Below are 15,687 nucleotides of genomic sequence, written 5' to 3'. Positions count from 1 at the left end.
GAGCCGGGTCAGTTCGGCCGCGGCGGCCGCGAGCGCCAGTTGCTCGGTGAGCATCCGTGCCGCCCCCTCGTCGCGCTCGGCCACCGCCATGCAGGCCCTCAGCACATCGACGGTGCGCGGGCCGGCAGGACCGAGATCGGCATTGATGCTGTCGAGCGCGACCTCGCACAGGTCGCGGCCGCGGGTAAGCACCCTGAGCACGTCGAGCGCCATGACATTGCCCGACCCTTCCCAGATGGCGTTGACCGGCGCCTCGCGGTAATGCCGGGCGACGGCGCGCTCCTCGACATAGCCGTTGCCGCCCATGCACTCCATCACCTCGTAGATGACCGACGGCGCGATCTTGCAGGCCCAGTATTTCACCACCGGCGTCATCAGCCGGGCGATGGCGGCCTCGGCGGGGTTGTCGCGGGCATTGTCGAAGGCGCGGGCCAGGCGCAGCGACAGCGCCGTGGCCGCCGCCGTGTCGAGCGCGAGATCGGCGAGCACGCGGATCATCAGCGGCTGGTCGATCAGCAGTTGCCCGAAGACGCGGCGGTGGCGGCAATGGTGCACCGCTTCGGCGAGGCTCGCGCGCATCATGCCGGCCGAGGCCAGCGCGCAGTCGAGCCGGGTCAGCGTCACCATGTCGAGGATGGTGCGGATGCCCTCGCCCTCGCCGCCCAGGAGAAAGCCGAAGGTGTTTTCGAACTCGACCTCGGAGGAGGCGTTGGAGCGGTTGCCGAGCTTGTCCTTCAGCCGCTGCAGCCGCAAGCCGTTGAGGCTGCCGTCTTCCAGGATGCGCGGCACCAGGAAGCAGCTCAGATCGCCGTCGCCCTCCTGGCCGGTCTGGGCGAGCATGACGAAGGCGTCCGACATCGGCGCGGACATGAACCATTTGTGCCCCGACAGCCGGTAGACGCCCTCGCCGGCGCGGACCGCCCGGCTCTGGTTGGCGCGCACATCGGTGCCGCCCTGTTTCTCGGTCATGCCCATGCCGATGGTGACGCCGGATTTCTGCATGGCCGGGCGGTGGCTCGAATCATAGCGGCGCGAGACGATCTGCGGCGCCCAGGCCTTTTCGATTCGCGGCGAGGCCATGATCGCGGCGATCGAGGCATTGGTCATGGTGAGCGGGCAGAGATGGCCGCATTCGAGCCCCGCGGTGAGATAGAAGCGGATGGCGCGGGCCTGGTGGGCGAAGCCCTTTTCCTCGCGGCGCCCCTCCCAGACCGAGCCCTGCAGCCCGACCGAGACCGAGCGGCGCATCAGCGCGTGCCAGCTCGGATGGAAATCCACCTGGTCGATGCGGTTGCCCGAGGCGTCATGGGTCCTCAGTTCCGGCACGGCGCGGTTGGCAATGCGGGCCAGGTCCTGCGCCTCCGCGGAGGCCACGAACTTGCCCACGGTCTCGAAATCATCGCGCAACGCACGCGGCATGTCGGCGGCGATATCCTTGAGAAGCGGATCGGCGCGATAGGCATTGTGCCCGGAAAAGGGCGGGCTCTGGTTCTCGGCCTGGGGGCCAAAGGCTTGGATCGGGCTCATCGGACCTCGCTTACAGGGATTCGCGCGGTTTTGCATGGGGACACAGCGCTTTTCGGGGCGGCGCAAGCTTGCCCCTGCCCCGGAACCTTTCTATAGACCGCACACGTCTTCAATCCTATGGGACCCACGATGTCATTTCCGCACCGCCACCTTCTCGGAATCAAGGGGCTTTCGGAGCAGGACATCCTCTTTCTGCTCGACAAGGCGGACGAGGCGGTGAAGATTTCCCGCCGGCGCGACAAGAAGACCTCGACGCTGCGCGGCCTGACCCAGATCAACCTGTTCTTCGAAGCCTCCACCCGGACGCAGGCCTCGTTCGAGCTCGCCGGCAAGCGGCTCGGCGCCGACGTGATGAACATGTCGGTGGCCAATTCGAGCGTCAAGAAGGGCGAGACCCTGATCGACACCGCGATGACGCTCAACGCCATGCGGCCGGACGTGCTGATCGTGCGCCATTCCTCCGCCGGCGCCGTGGCGCTGTTGTCGCAGAAGGTCGGCTGCCCGGTGATCAATGCCGGCGACGGGGCGCACGAGCACCCAACCCAGGCTCTGCTCGACGCGCTCACCATCCGCCGCACCAAGGGCAAGGTCGCCCGGCTGACCGTGGCCATCTGCGGCGACGTGCTGCATTCGCGCGTCGCCCGCTCCAACATCCTGCTGCTCAATGCGCTCGGCGCACGCGTTCGCGTGATTGCTCCCTCGACTTTGCTGCCTTCCGGGATTGCCGAGATGGGCGTGGAAGTGTTCCGGCGCATGGAGGACGGTCTCAGGGACGCCGATGTGGTGATGATGCTGCGGTTGCAGCGCGAGCGCATGGCCGGCTCCTTCGTGCCTTCGGTCAGGGAATATTTCCGCTATTACGGGCTCGATGCCGACAAGCTGAGCCTTGCCAAGCCCGACGCGCTGGTAATGCATCCGGGCCCGATGAACCGCGGCGTCGAGATCGCCTCCGACATCGCCGACGGTCCGCAGAGCGTGATCGAGATGCAGGTCGAGATGGGGGTCGCGGTGCGCATGGCGGTGATGGAGACGCTGATGCTGTCCGAAGGGAACCAGCCATGAAGCCGCGGGTACTCGCCAATGTCCGGATCATCGATCCGTCCTCGCAGATGGACGAGACCGGCGCCATCGTCATCGTCGACGGCAGGATCGCGGCCATCGGCGCGACTGCCACGGTTCCGGCCGACGCCGAGATCGAGGACTGCGCGGGCCTGATCGCCATCCCCGGCCTGGTCGACGCCTGCGTCCATATCGGCGAACCCGGCGCAGAGCACCGCGAGACCATCGCCTCGGCGAGCCGGGCGGCGGCCCGGGGCGGCGTCACCTCGATCATCATGATGCCCGACACCGATCCGGTGATCGACGACGTGGCGCTGGTCGATTACGTCCAGCGGTTGGCGCGCGACGAGGCGGTCGTCCATGTCTATCCGGCCGCGGCGCTGACCCAGGGGCTCAAGGGCGAGGAGATGACCGAGTTCGGCCTGCTTCTCGAAGCCGGCGCCGTGTGGCTGAGCAACGGCCGGCACACGGTCGACAACCCGGCGGTGATGCGCCGCGCCATGACCTATGCGCGCGATTTCGACGCGGTGATCGCGGTGGCGACGCAGGACCGGCGGCTCGGCGCAACGGGCGTGATGAACGAGGGCCTGTTCGCGAGCTGGCTCGGCCTGCCCGGGATCCCGCGCGAGGCCGAGATCATTCCGCTCGAACGCGATCTGAGGCTCGCGGGGCTCACCGGCGCGCGCTATCACGCCATGAGCATTTCGGTGCCGCAATCGGCCGACATCGTCCGCACGGCCAAGGCCAACGGCCTCAAGGTGACGGCCGGCATCTCGATCAACCATCTGACCCTGAACGAGACCGACATCGGCGAGTATCGCACCTTCTTCCGGCTGTCGCCGCCGCTCCGCACCGAGGATGACCGGGTCGCCATGGTGGCGGCGCTTGCCGACGGCGCCATCGACATCATCGTCTCGGCGCATGACCCGCAGGATGTCGACACCAAGCGCCTGCCCTTCGCCGACGCCGAGAACGGCGCGATCGGGCTCGAGACCCTTCTGGCCGCGGCGCTCCGGCTCTATCATGCGGGCGACGTGCCGCTGATGCGGCTGGTCGACGCCCTGTCGACCCGACCGGCCCGGATCCTCGGTCTCGACGCGGGAACGCTCGCTCCCGGGGCGAGCGCCGACATCGCGCTCATCGATCCCGACTATCCCTGGGTGCTGTCCAAGGACGACATCGTCTCGAAATCCAAGAACAGCCCGTTCGAGGACGCCCGTTTCAGCGGCAAGGTATTGCAAACACTGGTTGCGGGTGTCACAGTCCATCGCGCCTGACCGCCGCGTCCCCTGCCGTTCCGGCGCATTCCTACGGAGAATACCCTCGTGCCCGATCTGGTGAGTTGGTCCCTTTCGACGCCCGAAATGCTCGCCGCGCTCCTTGGCGGATATCTGTGCGGTTCGATCCCCTTCGGCCTGATCCTGACCCGGATGGCGGGCCTGGGCGACGTGCGCAAGATCGGCTCGGGCAATATCGGCGCCACCAACGTGCTGCGCACCGGCAACAAGAAGCTCGCGGCGCTGACGCTGCTCGCCGATGCGCTCAAGGGCACTGTGGCGGTGGTCGCCGCGCGCTACGTTCTCGGCATGGAAGCGGCGCTGATCGCCGGGCTTGGCGCGTTCCTGGGCCATCTCTATCCGGTCTGGCTCAAGTTCAAGGGCGGCAAGGGCGTGGCCACCTATCTGGGCGTGCTCTTGGGCCTGGCGCCGATGATCGTGCTGGTCTTCGCCGCGGTCTGGCTCGGCATGGCCAAGCTGTTCCGCTACTCGTCGCTGGCGGCGCTGAGCGCGGCGGTGGCGGTGCCGGTCGCACTTTATCTCTATGACCGGCCGGAAGTGGCGTCGCTGTTCGTGGTCCTGTCGGTGATCACCATCCTCAAGCATCACCAGAACATCGGCCGGTTGCTGTCGGGCACCGAAGGCCGGATCGGGGACAAAAGCTGATGTCCGGCGGCGGCGAAGGGAGACGCGGTGTCATCCTTTCCGATCGCCAGCGGCTCTCCTGGCTGCGCCTGATCCGTTCCGACAATGTCGGCCCCGCCACGTTCCGCGACCTGATCAACCATTTCGGATCCGCCGAGACGGCGATCGAGCAACTGCCCGAACTGTCCCGGCGCGGCGGCTCGGCGCGGTCGATCAGGGTCGCCAGCGTCGCCGATGCGGAAGCCGAACTCGAGGCGGCGCGCAAATTCGGCGCCGTGTTCATCGGCATCGGCGAGCCGGACTATCCGCCGGCCCTGCGGCGCATCGACGGCGCGCCACCGCTGATCGCCGCCAAAGGCGATCTGTCGCTAGCGACAACGGCGTCCGTCGGCGTCGTCGGCGCGCGCAACGCCTCGGTGTCGGGTGCGAAGATGGCCGCACGGATGGCGCGCGAGCTTGGGGCCGCGGGCTATGTCGTGGTCTCGGGCCTGGCGCGCGGCATCGATGCGGCGGCCCACCGGGCGAGCCTGGAGACCGGCACCATCGCCGCGCTCGCCGGCGGCCTCGACCAGCCCTACCCGCCCGAGAACCTCGACCTCTACCGCGAGATCTGCGCCGGCGGCGGCCTCGCCATCAGCGAGATGCCGATGGGCTGGGAGCCGCGGGCCCGCGATTTCCCGCGGCGCAACCGGCTGATCGCCGGCATCAGCCTGGGCCTGGTGGTGATCGAGGCGGCGCAGCGCTCCGGCTCGCTGATCACCGCGCGGCGGGCGGCCGATTTCGGCCGGCTGGTCTTCGCCGTTCCCGGCTCGCCGCTCGATCCGCGCGCCGTGGGCACCAACGGGCTGCTGAAGGAGGGCGCGATCGTCACCACCGAAAGCCGCGACGTGATCGACGCGCTGGCGCCGTCGAGCCGGATGTTCTCCGATGACGAGCCGGTGATGGAGGAACCCGGCACCGGGGACGAGGGTCCGTTCGAGGCGCCGCGCGACGATGACCGCGCCCGCGTGATCGAGGCGTTGGGACCCTCGCCGGCCGACATCGACGACATCATCCGGCACACCGGCGTGGCGGCGGCGACGGTCTATCTGGTGCTGCTCGAGCTGGATCTTGCCGGACGGCTGCACCGGCATCCCGGCGGCATGGTGTCGCTCGCCTGCGATGAGCTTTAAGGGAACCCGAAGCCGTCAGCGCAAGGTCCCGGCCAGGGTCAGCGGCCGGTGACCGGCCAGGACATCGCCCGCCTCGATATAGGCCATCTCGATCAGGTAGCAGAGCATGTCGGCGTTTTCATTGGCCGCAACCACGCGCAGTTCGGCCAGCATCTGCCTGATATAAGCCAGGTTCTGCTCCGTTCGGGCCTTCTCCAGTGAGCCTTGGGGGGGCCGGGTTGGCATCGTGATTTCCCCGTTCTGTCGATGCAACCGCTCATCGCAGGCGGCCAGGCAGTTGCTGATGATACGATAGCTAAAATATCTTAAATTGCAATACAGTTGTAATCGCGCATGGGTTGTATTCGGGTTGTGAAATGGCTGTAATTCGGAAGATGGACTTGACCGCACCGATTTCCCTGTACATTTCGTGGGCCAAATCGGCACGGCGCGAATTCGCGCGGCTTGCCGGATTCCAGGCCCGAGTGCGAGCAACCTTATGAATGTAGTGGTAGTCGAATCGCCTGCGAAGGCAAAAACGATCAACAAATACCTCGGAAGCGGGTACAAGGTGCTGGCCTCGTTCGGCCATGTCCGCGATCTGCCGGCCAAGGACGGCTCGGTTCTCCCCGACGAGGACTTCGCCATGTCGTGGGAAGTCGACACCGCCTCCAACAAGCGGCTCAAGGACATCACCGACGCGCTCAAGGTCGCGGACTCGCTCATTCTCGCAACCGACCCGGACCGCGAGGGCGAGGCGATTTCCTGGCATGTGCTCGAGGTCCTGACCAAGAAGAAGGCGCTGAAAGACAAGACCGTCTCCCGCGTGGTCTTCAACGCGATCACCAAGAAGTCGGTGCTGGATGCCATGGCACATCCGCGCCAGATCGACACGCCGCTGGTCGACGCCTATCTGGCGCGCCGGGCGCTCGACTACCTGGTGGGCTTCAACCTGTCGCCGGTCTTGTGGCGCAAGCTGCCCGGCGCCCGCTCGGCCGGCCGCGTCCAGTCGGTGGCGCTCAGGCTCGTCTGCGACCGCGAGAGCGAGATCGAACGCTTCAACTCGGAAGAGTACTGGCAGATCTCCGCCGACCTCAAGACCCCGCGCGGCGACGGCTTCACCGCCCGGTTGACCTCCCACAACGGCGAGAAGATGACCCGGATGTCGGTCACCGGCGGCGAACTGGCCGGCCAGATCAAGGAGATGCTCGAGGGCGCGTCCTTCGTCGCCGACAGCGTCGAGGCCAAGCCCACGCGGCGCAACCCGTCCGCCCCCTTCACCACCTCGACGCTGCAGCAGGCGGCCTCGTCGAAGCTCGGCTTCAACGCCTCGCGCACCATGCAGGTGGCGCAGCGGCTCTATGAAGGCATCGACATCGGCGGCGAGACCGTCGGTCTCATCACCTATATGCGAACCGACGGCGTGCAGATGGCGCCCGAAGCCATCGACGAGGCCCGCGCCGCCATCGCCGACCGCTTCGGCGATCGCTACCGGCCGGAGAAGCCGCGCATCTACACGACAAAGGCCAAGAACGCCCAGGAAGCCCACGAAGCCATCCGCCCGACCGGCTTCGAGCGCGCCCCCGACGACGTCAAGCGCTATCTCGACGCCGACCAGCTCAAGCTCTACGACCTGATCTGGAAGCGCGCCATCGCCAGCCAGATGGCCTCGGCCGAGATCGAGCGCACCACGGTCGACATCACCGCCACCAAGGACGGCAAGACCGCGGGCCTGCGCGCCACCGGATCGGTGATCCGCTTCGACGGCTTCATCGCCGCCTATACCGACGCCAAGGAAGACGGCGAGCAGCCGGACGGCGACGATGACGACGATGCCCGCCTGCCCGAGATCAACGCGCAGGAAAAACTCGCCAAGGACAAGATCAACGCCACGCAGCACTTCACCGAGCCGCCGCCGCGCTATTCGGAAGCCTCGCTCATCAAGAAGATGGAAGAGCTGGGCATCGGCCGGCCCTCGACCTATGCCTCGACGCTCGCCACCCTCCGCGACCGCGAATACGTGGTCATCGACAAGCGCAAGCTGATCCCGGAGGCCAAGGGCCGCCTGGTGATCGCGTTCCTGGAGAACTTCTTCGAGCGCTATGTCGAGTTCGGCTTCACCGCCGATCTCGAGGAGAAGCTCGACCGGATCTCAGCCGGCGAACTGGCCTGGAAGGACGTGCTCAGGGAATTCTGGACCGAGTTCCACGCCCATCTCGACGAGACCAAGGACCTGCGTGTCACCCAGGTGCTCGACGCCCTCAACGAGGCGCTGGCGCCGCTCGTCTTCCCGGTGCGTGAGGACGGCTCGAACCCGCGCATCTGCCCCACCTGCGGCACCGGCAACCTGTCGCTCAAGCTCGGCAAGTACGGCGCCTTCGTCGGCTGCTCGAACTATCCCGACTGCAACTTCACCCGGCAATTGTCCAACGACCAGACCAGCGAGGGCGACGCGGCGCTGTCCAACGAGCCGCGCGACCTCGGCAAGGACCCGCACACGGAAGAACCCATCACCCTGCGCACCGGCCGGTTCGGTCCCTATGTCCAGCGCGGCGAGGGCAAGGAGGCCAAGCGCTCCAGCCTGCCCAAGGGATGGACGGTGGATTCGATCGACCACGAGAAGGCGCTGGCCCTGCTCAGCCTGCCGCGCGACATCGGCCAGCACCCGGAAACGGGAAAGATGATTTCCTCCGGGCTCGGCCGCTACGGTCCGTTCCTGCTGCATGACGGCGGCTACGCCAATCTCGAGACCATCGAGGACGTGTTCTCCATCGGCCTCAACCGCGCGGTCACGGTCATTGCCGAGAAGGCCGCCAAGGGTCCCGGCCGCGGACGGGGAACGCCGGCGGCGCTGAAGACGCTGGGCGACCATCCCGATGGCGGCCCGGTCACGGTGCGCGACGGCAAATACGGGCCCTATGTCAACTGGGGCAAGGTCAATGCGACGCTGCCCAAAGACAAGGCGCCGACCGAGGTGACGCTCGAGGAAGCGCTCGAGATGATCACGGCGAAGGCCGGCGCGTCCGGCAAGAAGGCCCCGGCCAAGAAGGCGCCGGCCAAGAAAGCCGCGGCAAAGAAGGCGCCCGCCGCCAAGAAGGCAGCCAAGCCGAAGGCCGCCGCCAAGAAACCCGCATCCGCCAAGGCGAAGAAGGACTGACATTGGGACACCCGCCCCGCCCATCCGGACCCAAGACCGGCAAGCCGAAACCCGGGACACCGGATGCGCCGGCGGGGGAAGAGCGCCCGCAGTTCCGCCGCGGCGATCTTCCCGACAGGGACACGATCCTGCGCTTTCTCGGCGAGAACCCTGATCGCGCCTCCAAGCGCGACATCGCCAAGGCCTTCGGCCTCAAGGGCGACACCCGCGCGGAGCTCAAGGACCTGCTGCGCGAGCTCGAGGACGAGGGCCTGATCGAGCGCGACCGCAAGATGCTCAGGCGTCCGGGCACCCTGCCCGCGGTGACGGTGATCGAGATCACCATGCGCAGCCCCGACGGCGACCTGATCGCGCGTCCGGCGGAATGGCTCGAGGATCATGGCGCCGCCCCGGTCGTCACCGTGAGGCAATCCAATGCCGGGCGCGATCGCGGCAAGAGCCGCACGCCCTCGACCGCGGCCGGCATCGGCGACAAGGTCCTGGCGCGGATCTTCGCCACCACGCACGGTGCGAAAACCACCTACACCGCCCGCATCATGAAGATCCTCGACCGGCGCGAGGGCCTCGTTCTCGGGGTCTTCCGCGCGACGCCCGGCGGCGGCGGCAGGCTGATGCCGATCGAACGGCGCGGCGAGGAATTCGCGATCGACCCCGACTCCACCAAGGACGCGAAGGACGGCGACCTGGTGGAGGTGGAAACCGCGGGCACGGCCCGCATGGGCCTGCCGCGCGCCAGGGTGCACACGGTGCTGGGTTCGGTCGAGGGCGAGAAGGCGATCTCGATGATCGCCATCCACTCGCACGGCATTCCGCATGTGTTTCCGGCCGAAGTCCTCAAGGCCGCCGAGGAAGCCAGGTCCGCGCCGCTTGCGGGCGGACGCGAGGACTGGCGGCGCATGCCGCTCGTCACCATCGACCCGAGCGACGCCAAGGATCACGACGACGCGGTCTTCGCCGAGGAAGACCCCTCGCCCGACAATCCCGGCGGCATCATCGCCACGGTGGCGATCGCCGACGTGTCCTGGTATGTGCGCCCCGGCTCGGCGCTCGACCGGGAAGCGCTGAAGCGCGGCAACTCGGCCTATTTCCCCGACCGGGTGGTGCCGATGCTGCCCGAACGGATCTCCAACGACCTGTGCTCGCTGCGCCAGGGCGAGGACCGGCCGGCGCTGGCGCTGCGCATGGTGTTTTCGGCCGAAGGCCGCAAGATTTCCCATCACTTTCACCGGGTGATGATCAAGAGTGCCGCCAAGCTATCCTACCAGCAGGCCCAGGCGGCGATCGACGGCAATCCCGACGACCAGACCGGCCCGCTGCTCGAGCCTGTCCTGAAGCCGCTGTGGAACGCCTACGCGGTGTTGAAGCGTGAGCGCAACCGCCGCCAGCCGCTCGATCTCGACATGCCCGAACGCAAGATCCTGCTCACGCCCGAGGGCAAGGTCGACAGGGTGATCGTGCCCGAGCGGCTCGACGCGCACCGGCTGATCGAGGAATTCATGATCCAGGCCAACGTGGCCGCGGCGGAGACGCTGGAAAAGCGCAGGCAGCCGCTGATCTACCGGGTCCACGACCAGCCGTCGCTCGCCAAGCAGGAGGTGCTGCGCGAGTTCCTGGGCACGCTCGGCCTGTCGCTGGCGCGCGGCGCCGCGGTGCGGGCCAGCGCGTTCAACGGCATCCTCGCCCGCGTCTCGGGCGAGCCGCATCAGATCATGGTCAACGAGATGGTGCTGCGCAGCCAGAGCCAGGCGATCTATTCGCCGGAGAACCTCGGCCATTTCGGCCTCAACCTGATGAAATATGCCCATTTCACCTCGCCGATCCGCCGCTATGCGGACCTGATCGTGCATCGCGCGCTGGTGGGCAGCCTCGGACTGGGCGAAGGCGGCATCACGCCGGCGGAAGAGGCTCAGCTCGAGGACATCGCCGCCGAGATTTCCGTCACCGAGCGCCGCGCCATGGCCGCCGAGCGCGACACGGTGGATCGGCTGGTGGCCCACCATCTCGCCGGTCGCATCGGCGAAGCCTTTGACGGGCGGATCTCCGGCGTCACCAAATCCGGGCTTTTCATCAGCCTGCCGCAATTTGGCGCAGACGGCTTCGTCCCGGTTTCAACTCTCGGTCTTGACTACTATATCTACGATGAGGCTCATCAGGCGTTGACGGGACAGAAAACCGGGCTGGGTTACCGGCTGGGCGACAGCGTGGAGGTCAAACTGGTGGAGGTGATTCCGCTGGCCGGGTCGATGCGCTTCGAGATGCTGAGCGAAGGGCACAAGATGCCCGCCGGCGCCAAGTCGTTCCACAAGTCCGGCAGGGCGCGGCGCGGCGGCCCGAAGAAGCCCGGAACCCGCCCGGCGCGCGGGCGGCGCTGACGGGGCGCAACAGGAAAACCAGCGGCGCCACCCGGCGTCCGCTCGAGATCAGGAGAAGAGCGATGCTCGAATTCGGCGGCACGACATCCAAGGATGCACAGGACGGACCCCGCGAGACGTTCCGCGCGGTCAAGCGCGGCCTGCTCGGACGATGCCCCAATTGCGGCGAAGGCCGGCTGTTCCGGGCCTTCCTCAAGCCGGTCGACGCCTGCGCCGCCTGCGGCGAGGAAATGCACCACCACCGCGCCGACGATTTTCCGCCCTATCTGGCGATCTTCATCGTCGGCCACATCGTCGTCGCCGGCTTCATGGCCACCGACACCTGGCTGGTGCTCGAAAGCTGGCAGCATCTGGCGATCTGGATTCCGGTCACGGTGATCCTGACGCTGGCCTTGCTGCCGCCGCTCAAGGGCGGGGTCATCGGCCTGCAATGGGCCTTGCGTATGCACGGGTTCGACGGCCAATCGGAAGAACCGATGCTTGCCGAGCCCGCCTATGAGGATGCGCGATGAATGACAGCGGCGCCGTGAAGATCGACGTTCTCACGGAAGACCACCGGGCCGGGATGAGCGCCAAGCGCCATGCGCCGCGTACGCCGCGCGACGCCGCCGCGCTGATCCTGCTGGACCGGTCCCATGCGGTGCCGCGCGCGCTTCTGGGCAAGCGCGGCAAGGGCCACGCCTTCATGCCCGATCTCTATGTCTTCCCCGGCGGCCGGCGCGATCCCGGCGACAACCGCACGCCGCTGGCGCGCCCGCTGGGCGATGCGGTGGCCGACAAGCTGATGCAGCGGACGAAGGCCCGGTTTCATGCCCAGGCCGCGCGCGGCCTGGCGGTGGCGGCGGCGCGCGAGATGCACGAGGAGGCGCATCTTTCGCTGACGCCCGCCGAATACGAGGGCAGCCTCAGACCCGACGTCTCGCATTTTCGCTATCTCGCCCGGGCGATCACGCCTCCGGGCCAGCCGCGGCGGTTCGACACACGGTTCTTCACCTGTTTCTGCGACGAACTCGGACTGGATCCGTCAGCGATCCGGGACAGCGACGAACTGCATGACCTGAGATGGCTGCCGGTCGACGCGCATGACAGCCATCCCCTGCCCAGGATAACCAAGGTGATCCTCACCGACGTCGTCAAGGCGCTCGAGGAGGATCCGTCCTTGCCGTTCGGCAGGGCGGTTCCGTTTTACTATTTCCGCAACGGACATTTTGTTCGCGAATTGATTTAAGGCCAACCCAGATGGATCAGTCACCCTTACGCAACCCGGCGGTCCGCGAGGTAATTCACTGGCCAGCCCTGATTGCAGCCGTGGCGGCGATCACCGCGGTCGGCATCGCCATCGGCCTGGGGCTGCCGCTGTTGTCGGTCATTCTCGAGAAGCGCGGCGTGTCGTCGACGATGATCGGCCTGAATTCGGCCATGGCCGGGGTGGCGGCGATGGTCGCCGCGCCGCTCTCGACGATGATCGCGCAGCGGCTGGGCGTGGTCAACACCATGGTGGCCTCGATCGTCGCCGCCGCGATCAGCGCGCTCGGGTTCTATTTCGCCGAGGCGCTGTGGATGTGGTTTCCTCTGCGCATCGTGTTCCACGGCGCCATCACCATCCTGTTCGTGCTGTCGGAATTCTGGATCAACACCGCCGCGCCGCCGTCGCGCCGGGGCCTGGTGCTCGGCATCTACGCCACGGTGCTCTCGCTCGGCTTTGCGGCGGGGCCGCTGATCTTCTCGGTGATCGGGTCGGAAGGCATCCTGCCGTTTGCGATCGGCGCCGGCGTGATCCTGCTCGCGGCCGTGCCGATCCTGATGGCGCGCAAGGAAAACCCGGTGATCGACGCCGCCCCCAATTATCATTTCATGCGCTACATCTTCCTGGTGCCGACGGCGACCGCCGCGGTGTTCATATTCGGCGCGGTGGAATCGGGCGGCCTGGCGCTGTTTCCGGTCTATGCCAACCGCACCGGCTTCACCGAATCGCAGGGTGCGCTCCTTTTGATGATGATGGGGCTCGGCAATGTGCTGTTCCAGATCCCGGTCGGGCTGATCGCCGACCGGATCGGCGACCGGCGAAGGCTCCTGTCGCTGTTTGCCATCATCGGCCTGGTCGGCTCGCTCGCCCTGCCCTTCCTGATCCACAACTGGCTGGTGACGGCGGTGATCCTTCTGTTCTGGGGCGGCAGCGTCGCCGGCCTCTATACGGTCGGTCTCGCGCATCTGGGCGACAAGCTGCACGGGGCGGACCTCGCCTCGGCCAATGCGGCCTTCGTGTTCTGCTATGCGCTCGGCATGCTGGTGGGCCCGCAGACCATCGGCGCGGCCATGGATGTGGCCGGCCATCACGGTTTTGCCTGGGCGCTGGCGTTCTTTTTTGCGCTTTATGTGGCTCTCACCATGTTTCGCATGGTGCTGGGGCCAAAACGGGCTTGACTTTCAGCGGGGCTTTTGTAGTTTCCGCGCAAGTTTCGCCGTGGAGCCTCTGTGCTGTCCGCGGCTTCATTTTTGAAGAAGGCAAGACACCATGGCCAAGGCGACCACCATCAAGATCAAGCTCCTGTCGACCGCCGACACCGGCTTTTTCTACGTTACCAAGAAGAACAGCCGTACCTTCACCGACAAGATGGTGAAGACCAAGTACGATCCCATCGCCAAGAAGCACGTCGAATTCAAGGAAGCCAAGATCAAGTAATCCTGGCCGCCCTGCCCGGCAGCAGGACGTATATCTCCAATAGCAAAAAACCCGCTTCCTTCCGGAAGCGGGTTTTTTGTGTCAAAGGCCGATCAAAACTAATGCGTGGAACGAGGATGCCACTGTGCATTGATCTCGATCGGCCACCCCACGACCCAGGAGATGCGGCGGACCTGAACATCATGGGGTTTTCGTGAATTCCAGCAATCATAGACTGTCTCTGTGACAGTGCCAAAACGCTGCATGTGGATTGGACATTTGTACCAATCTCGAAAAAAATCAATAGTTTCTTAACTTCGTCTCCAGCCTGTCCACTATTGTGGTTAATTTTAATTACAAAGTTAATGAAACATGAAGCGCGGAACAAAGCGCGCACAAGCGGACGAGCTCAGGGGAAATCACCGACTCAGGGAGTGCCGCTGCGGCCCGGATATCGCTAGGCGGCCTGGCCGACGACGCGGTTGCGCCCGTCATTCTTGGCCTGATACAGCGCCTTGTCGGCGCGGCGGATGAGCGAATCGGCGCCCTCGCCGTCCTTTTCCAGCGTCGCGATGCCGACGGACGTGGTCACATGCACCATGGCGCCCGATGCCGAAACCCGGAACGGCAGGGTGGCGACTTCCTCGCGCAGCCGCTCGGCCACCTGGGCGGCGGTTTCCGGCGTCGTGTCCGGCATCACCACCACGAATTCCTCGCCGCCATAGCGGCAGGCGAGGTCGGCGCCGCGCACCGCGCCCCTGAGACGGCGGGCGAACTGGCGCAGGACATCATCGCCGCCTTCGTGGCCATGGGCGTCGTTGAACGCCTTGAAATGGTCGATGTCGGCAATCAGCACCGACAGCGGCCGGCCGCGGCGATTCGACCGGTCGACCAGCGTCGCCAGATGGGTGTCGAGATAGCGGCGGTTGTTCAAGCCGGTGAGCGCGTCGGTGACGGCGAATTCGATCGATTCCGACAGGCTGGCCCGGAGCCGGTCGGTGTAGCGCTTGCGGCGGATCTGGGTGACGCTGCGGGCGATCAGCTCGTTGGGATCGAGCGGCCGCAGCAGGTAGTCGTTGACGCCGAGCTCCAGCGCCCGGATCACCAGCTCCTCCTCGCCCTGCTCGGCCACCACCAGCATGGGAATGAAGCGCGTGCGCTCCAGCGAGCGCAGTTGCGAGCAGAGCCGCAGGGGATCATAGTCCTCGAGCGACGACGAGACGATCACCAGCTCATAGGGCTTTTCGGCCGCCTCGAACAGCGCCGCCTGCGGGTCGCCGATGGCGGTGACCTCGGCGATGCCCTTCAGGGCGCGGTTCATGCGGTCCTGCGAGTTGGCCCGGCTGTCGACCAGGAGCACCATGCCGGGCTCCTCGAGCTGGCTCTGGTGCGGCGCCAGCAGCGTTTCCAGGCCGATGCTGCGCGCGGTCTCGGCGCGAAGCCGGAGTTCGTCGCTCAGCGCCTTGAAACGGATCAGGCTCTTGACCCGGGTCATGAGCTGCAGGTCGTTGACCGGCTTGGTCAGGAAATCGTCGGCGCCGGCCTCGAGGCCGCGGACGCGGTCGGCCGGCTGGTCGAGCGCCGTCACCATGACGACGGGAATATGGGCGGTGCGCGGATTGCTCTTGAGCCGCTCGCAGACCTCGAACCCGTCGATGCCGGGCATCATGATGTCGAGCAGGATCAGGTCGACCGGAGTCCGGTCGCAGATGTCGAGCGCGGTGATCCCGTCGGCGGCGGTGAGGACCTCGAAATACTCGGCCATCAGCCGCGCCTCGAGAAGCTTCACATTGGCCGGAATGTCATCAACCACCAGGATGCGCGCGGTCATGGGTTC

At 66.5% G+C, this 15,687-nt stretch carries 13 protein-coding genes; 10 read left to right on the top strand and 3 right to left on the bottom strand.

Features of this window, described 5'->3' with window-relative positions; translation table 11 throughout:
- A partial coding sequence (locus tag LL06_RS11200; protein WP_035526302.1) for an acyl-CoA dehydrogenase family protein occupies positions 1–1,527 on the bottom strand: 1,527 nt, incomplete at its 3' end.
- Between the two features lie 129 nt (positions 1,528–1,656).
- Between LL06_RS11200 and LL06_RS11195 the strand changes: the two genes are divergently transcribed.
- The 4 genes from LL06_RS11195 (at position 1,657) to dprA (ending at position 5,680) form a co-directional block, all read left to right on the top strand.
- The gene (locus LL06_RS11195) at positions 1,657–2,589 is read left to right on the top strand and encodes an aspartate carbamoyltransferase catalytic subunit (RefSeq protein WP_035526330.1); all 933 of its coding nucleotides are present in this window, start codon (positions 1,657–1,659) and stop codon (positions 2,587–2,589) included.
- Positions 2,586–3,863 (top strand): dihydroorotase, encoded by a 1,278-nt coding sequence (locus tag LL06_RS11190; RefSeq protein ID WP_035526299.1) that lies wholly within the window; start codon positions 2,586–2,588, stop codon positions 3,861–3,863. Before LL06_RS11195 ends, LL06_RS11190 begins: the two co-directional genes overlap by 4 nt.
- Before the next feature lie 87 nt (positions 3,864–3,950).
- Positions 3,951–4,529, top strand: coding sequence for a glycerol-3-phosphate 1-O-acyltransferase PlsY (plsY, locus tag LL06_RS11185; protein WP_152599569.1), 579 nt, complete (start codon positions 3,951–3,953; stop codon positions 4,527–4,529).
- Positions 4,529–5,680 (top strand): DNA-processing protein DprA, encoded by a 1,152-nt coding sequence (dprA, locus tag LL06_RS11180; protein WP_035526294.1) that lies wholly within the window; start codon positions 4,529–4,531, stop codon positions 5,678–5,680. Before plsY ends, dprA begins: the two co-directional genes overlap by 1 nt.
- 15 nt (positions 5,681–5,695) lie before the next feature.
- Here dprA and LL06_RS11175 read toward each other — a convergent pair whose 3' ends face one another.
- Entirely contained in the window at positions 5,696–5,905 is a 210-nt protein-coding gene (locus LL06_RS11175; protein WP_035526292.1) for a hypothetical protein, read from the bottom strand.
- A 253-nt stretch (positions 5,906–6,158) separates the two neighbouring features.
- Here LL06_RS11175 and topA point away from each other — a divergent pair, with 253 nt between their 5' ends.
- The 6 genes from topA to rpmG all read left to right on the top strand — a co-directional run bounded on the left by topA (position 6,159) and on the right by rpmG (position 13,871).
- Entirely contained in the window at positions 6,159–8,816 is a 2,658-nt protein-coding gene (gene topA, locus LL06_RS11170) for a type I DNA topoisomerase (protein ID WP_035526289.1), read from the top strand.
- A complete protein-coding gene (gene rnr, locus LL06_RS11165; RefSeq protein WP_173426118.1) occupies positions 8,813–11,188 on the top strand; it encodes a ribonuclease R in 2,376 nt (791 codons plus the stop codon). The genes topA and rnr overlap by 4 nt, the downstream gene beginning before the upstream one ends.
- 62 nt (positions 11,189–11,250) lie before the next feature.
- A complete protein-coding gene (locus tag LL06_RS11160; protein ID WP_052161436.1) occupies positions 11,251–11,700 on the top strand; it encodes a DUF983 domain-containing protein in 450 nt (149 codons plus the stop codon).
- Positions 11,697–12,416 carry an NUDIX domain-containing protein gene (locus LL06_RS11155; RefSeq protein WP_345775679.1) on the top strand — a complete coding sequence of 240 codons (720 nt, stop codon included), beginning with the start codon at positions 11,697–11,699 and terminating at the stop codon, positions 12,414–12,416. Before LL06_RS11160 ends, LL06_RS11155 begins: the two co-directional genes overlap by 4 nt.
- Before the next feature lie 11 nt (positions 12,417–12,427).
- Positions 12,428–13,612 (top strand): MFS transporter, encoded by a 1,185-nt coding sequence (locus LL06_RS11150; RefSeq protein ID WP_035526283.1) that lies wholly within the window; start codon positions 12,428–12,430, stop codon positions 13,610–13,612.
- Between the two features lie 91 nt (positions 13,613–13,703).
- Complete coding sequence (rpmG, locus tag LL06_RS11145; RefSeq protein ID WP_007197024.1) at positions 13,704–13,871, top strand: 50S ribosomal protein L33; 168 nt, start codon at positions 13,704–13,706, stop codon at positions 13,869–13,871.
- 436 nt (positions 13,872–14,307) lie between these two features.
- Here the strand turns inward: rpmG and LL06_RS11140 are convergent, their stop codons facing one another.
- Entirely contained in the window at positions 14,308–15,681 is a 1,374-nt protein-coding gene (locus tag LL06_RS11140) for a PleD family two-component system response regulator (RefSeq protein ID WP_035526279.1), read from the bottom strand.
- Positions 15,682–15,687: the final 6 nt, after the last annotated feature.

The sequence above is a fragment of the Hoeflea sp. BAL378 genome (genome assembly GCF_000759435.1).
Classification (GTDB): domain Bacteria; phylum Pseudomonadota; class Alphaproteobacteria; order Rhizobiales; family Rhizobiaceae; genus Hoeflea.
This window is presented reverse-complemented; position numbering and strand designations above follow the sequence as displayed.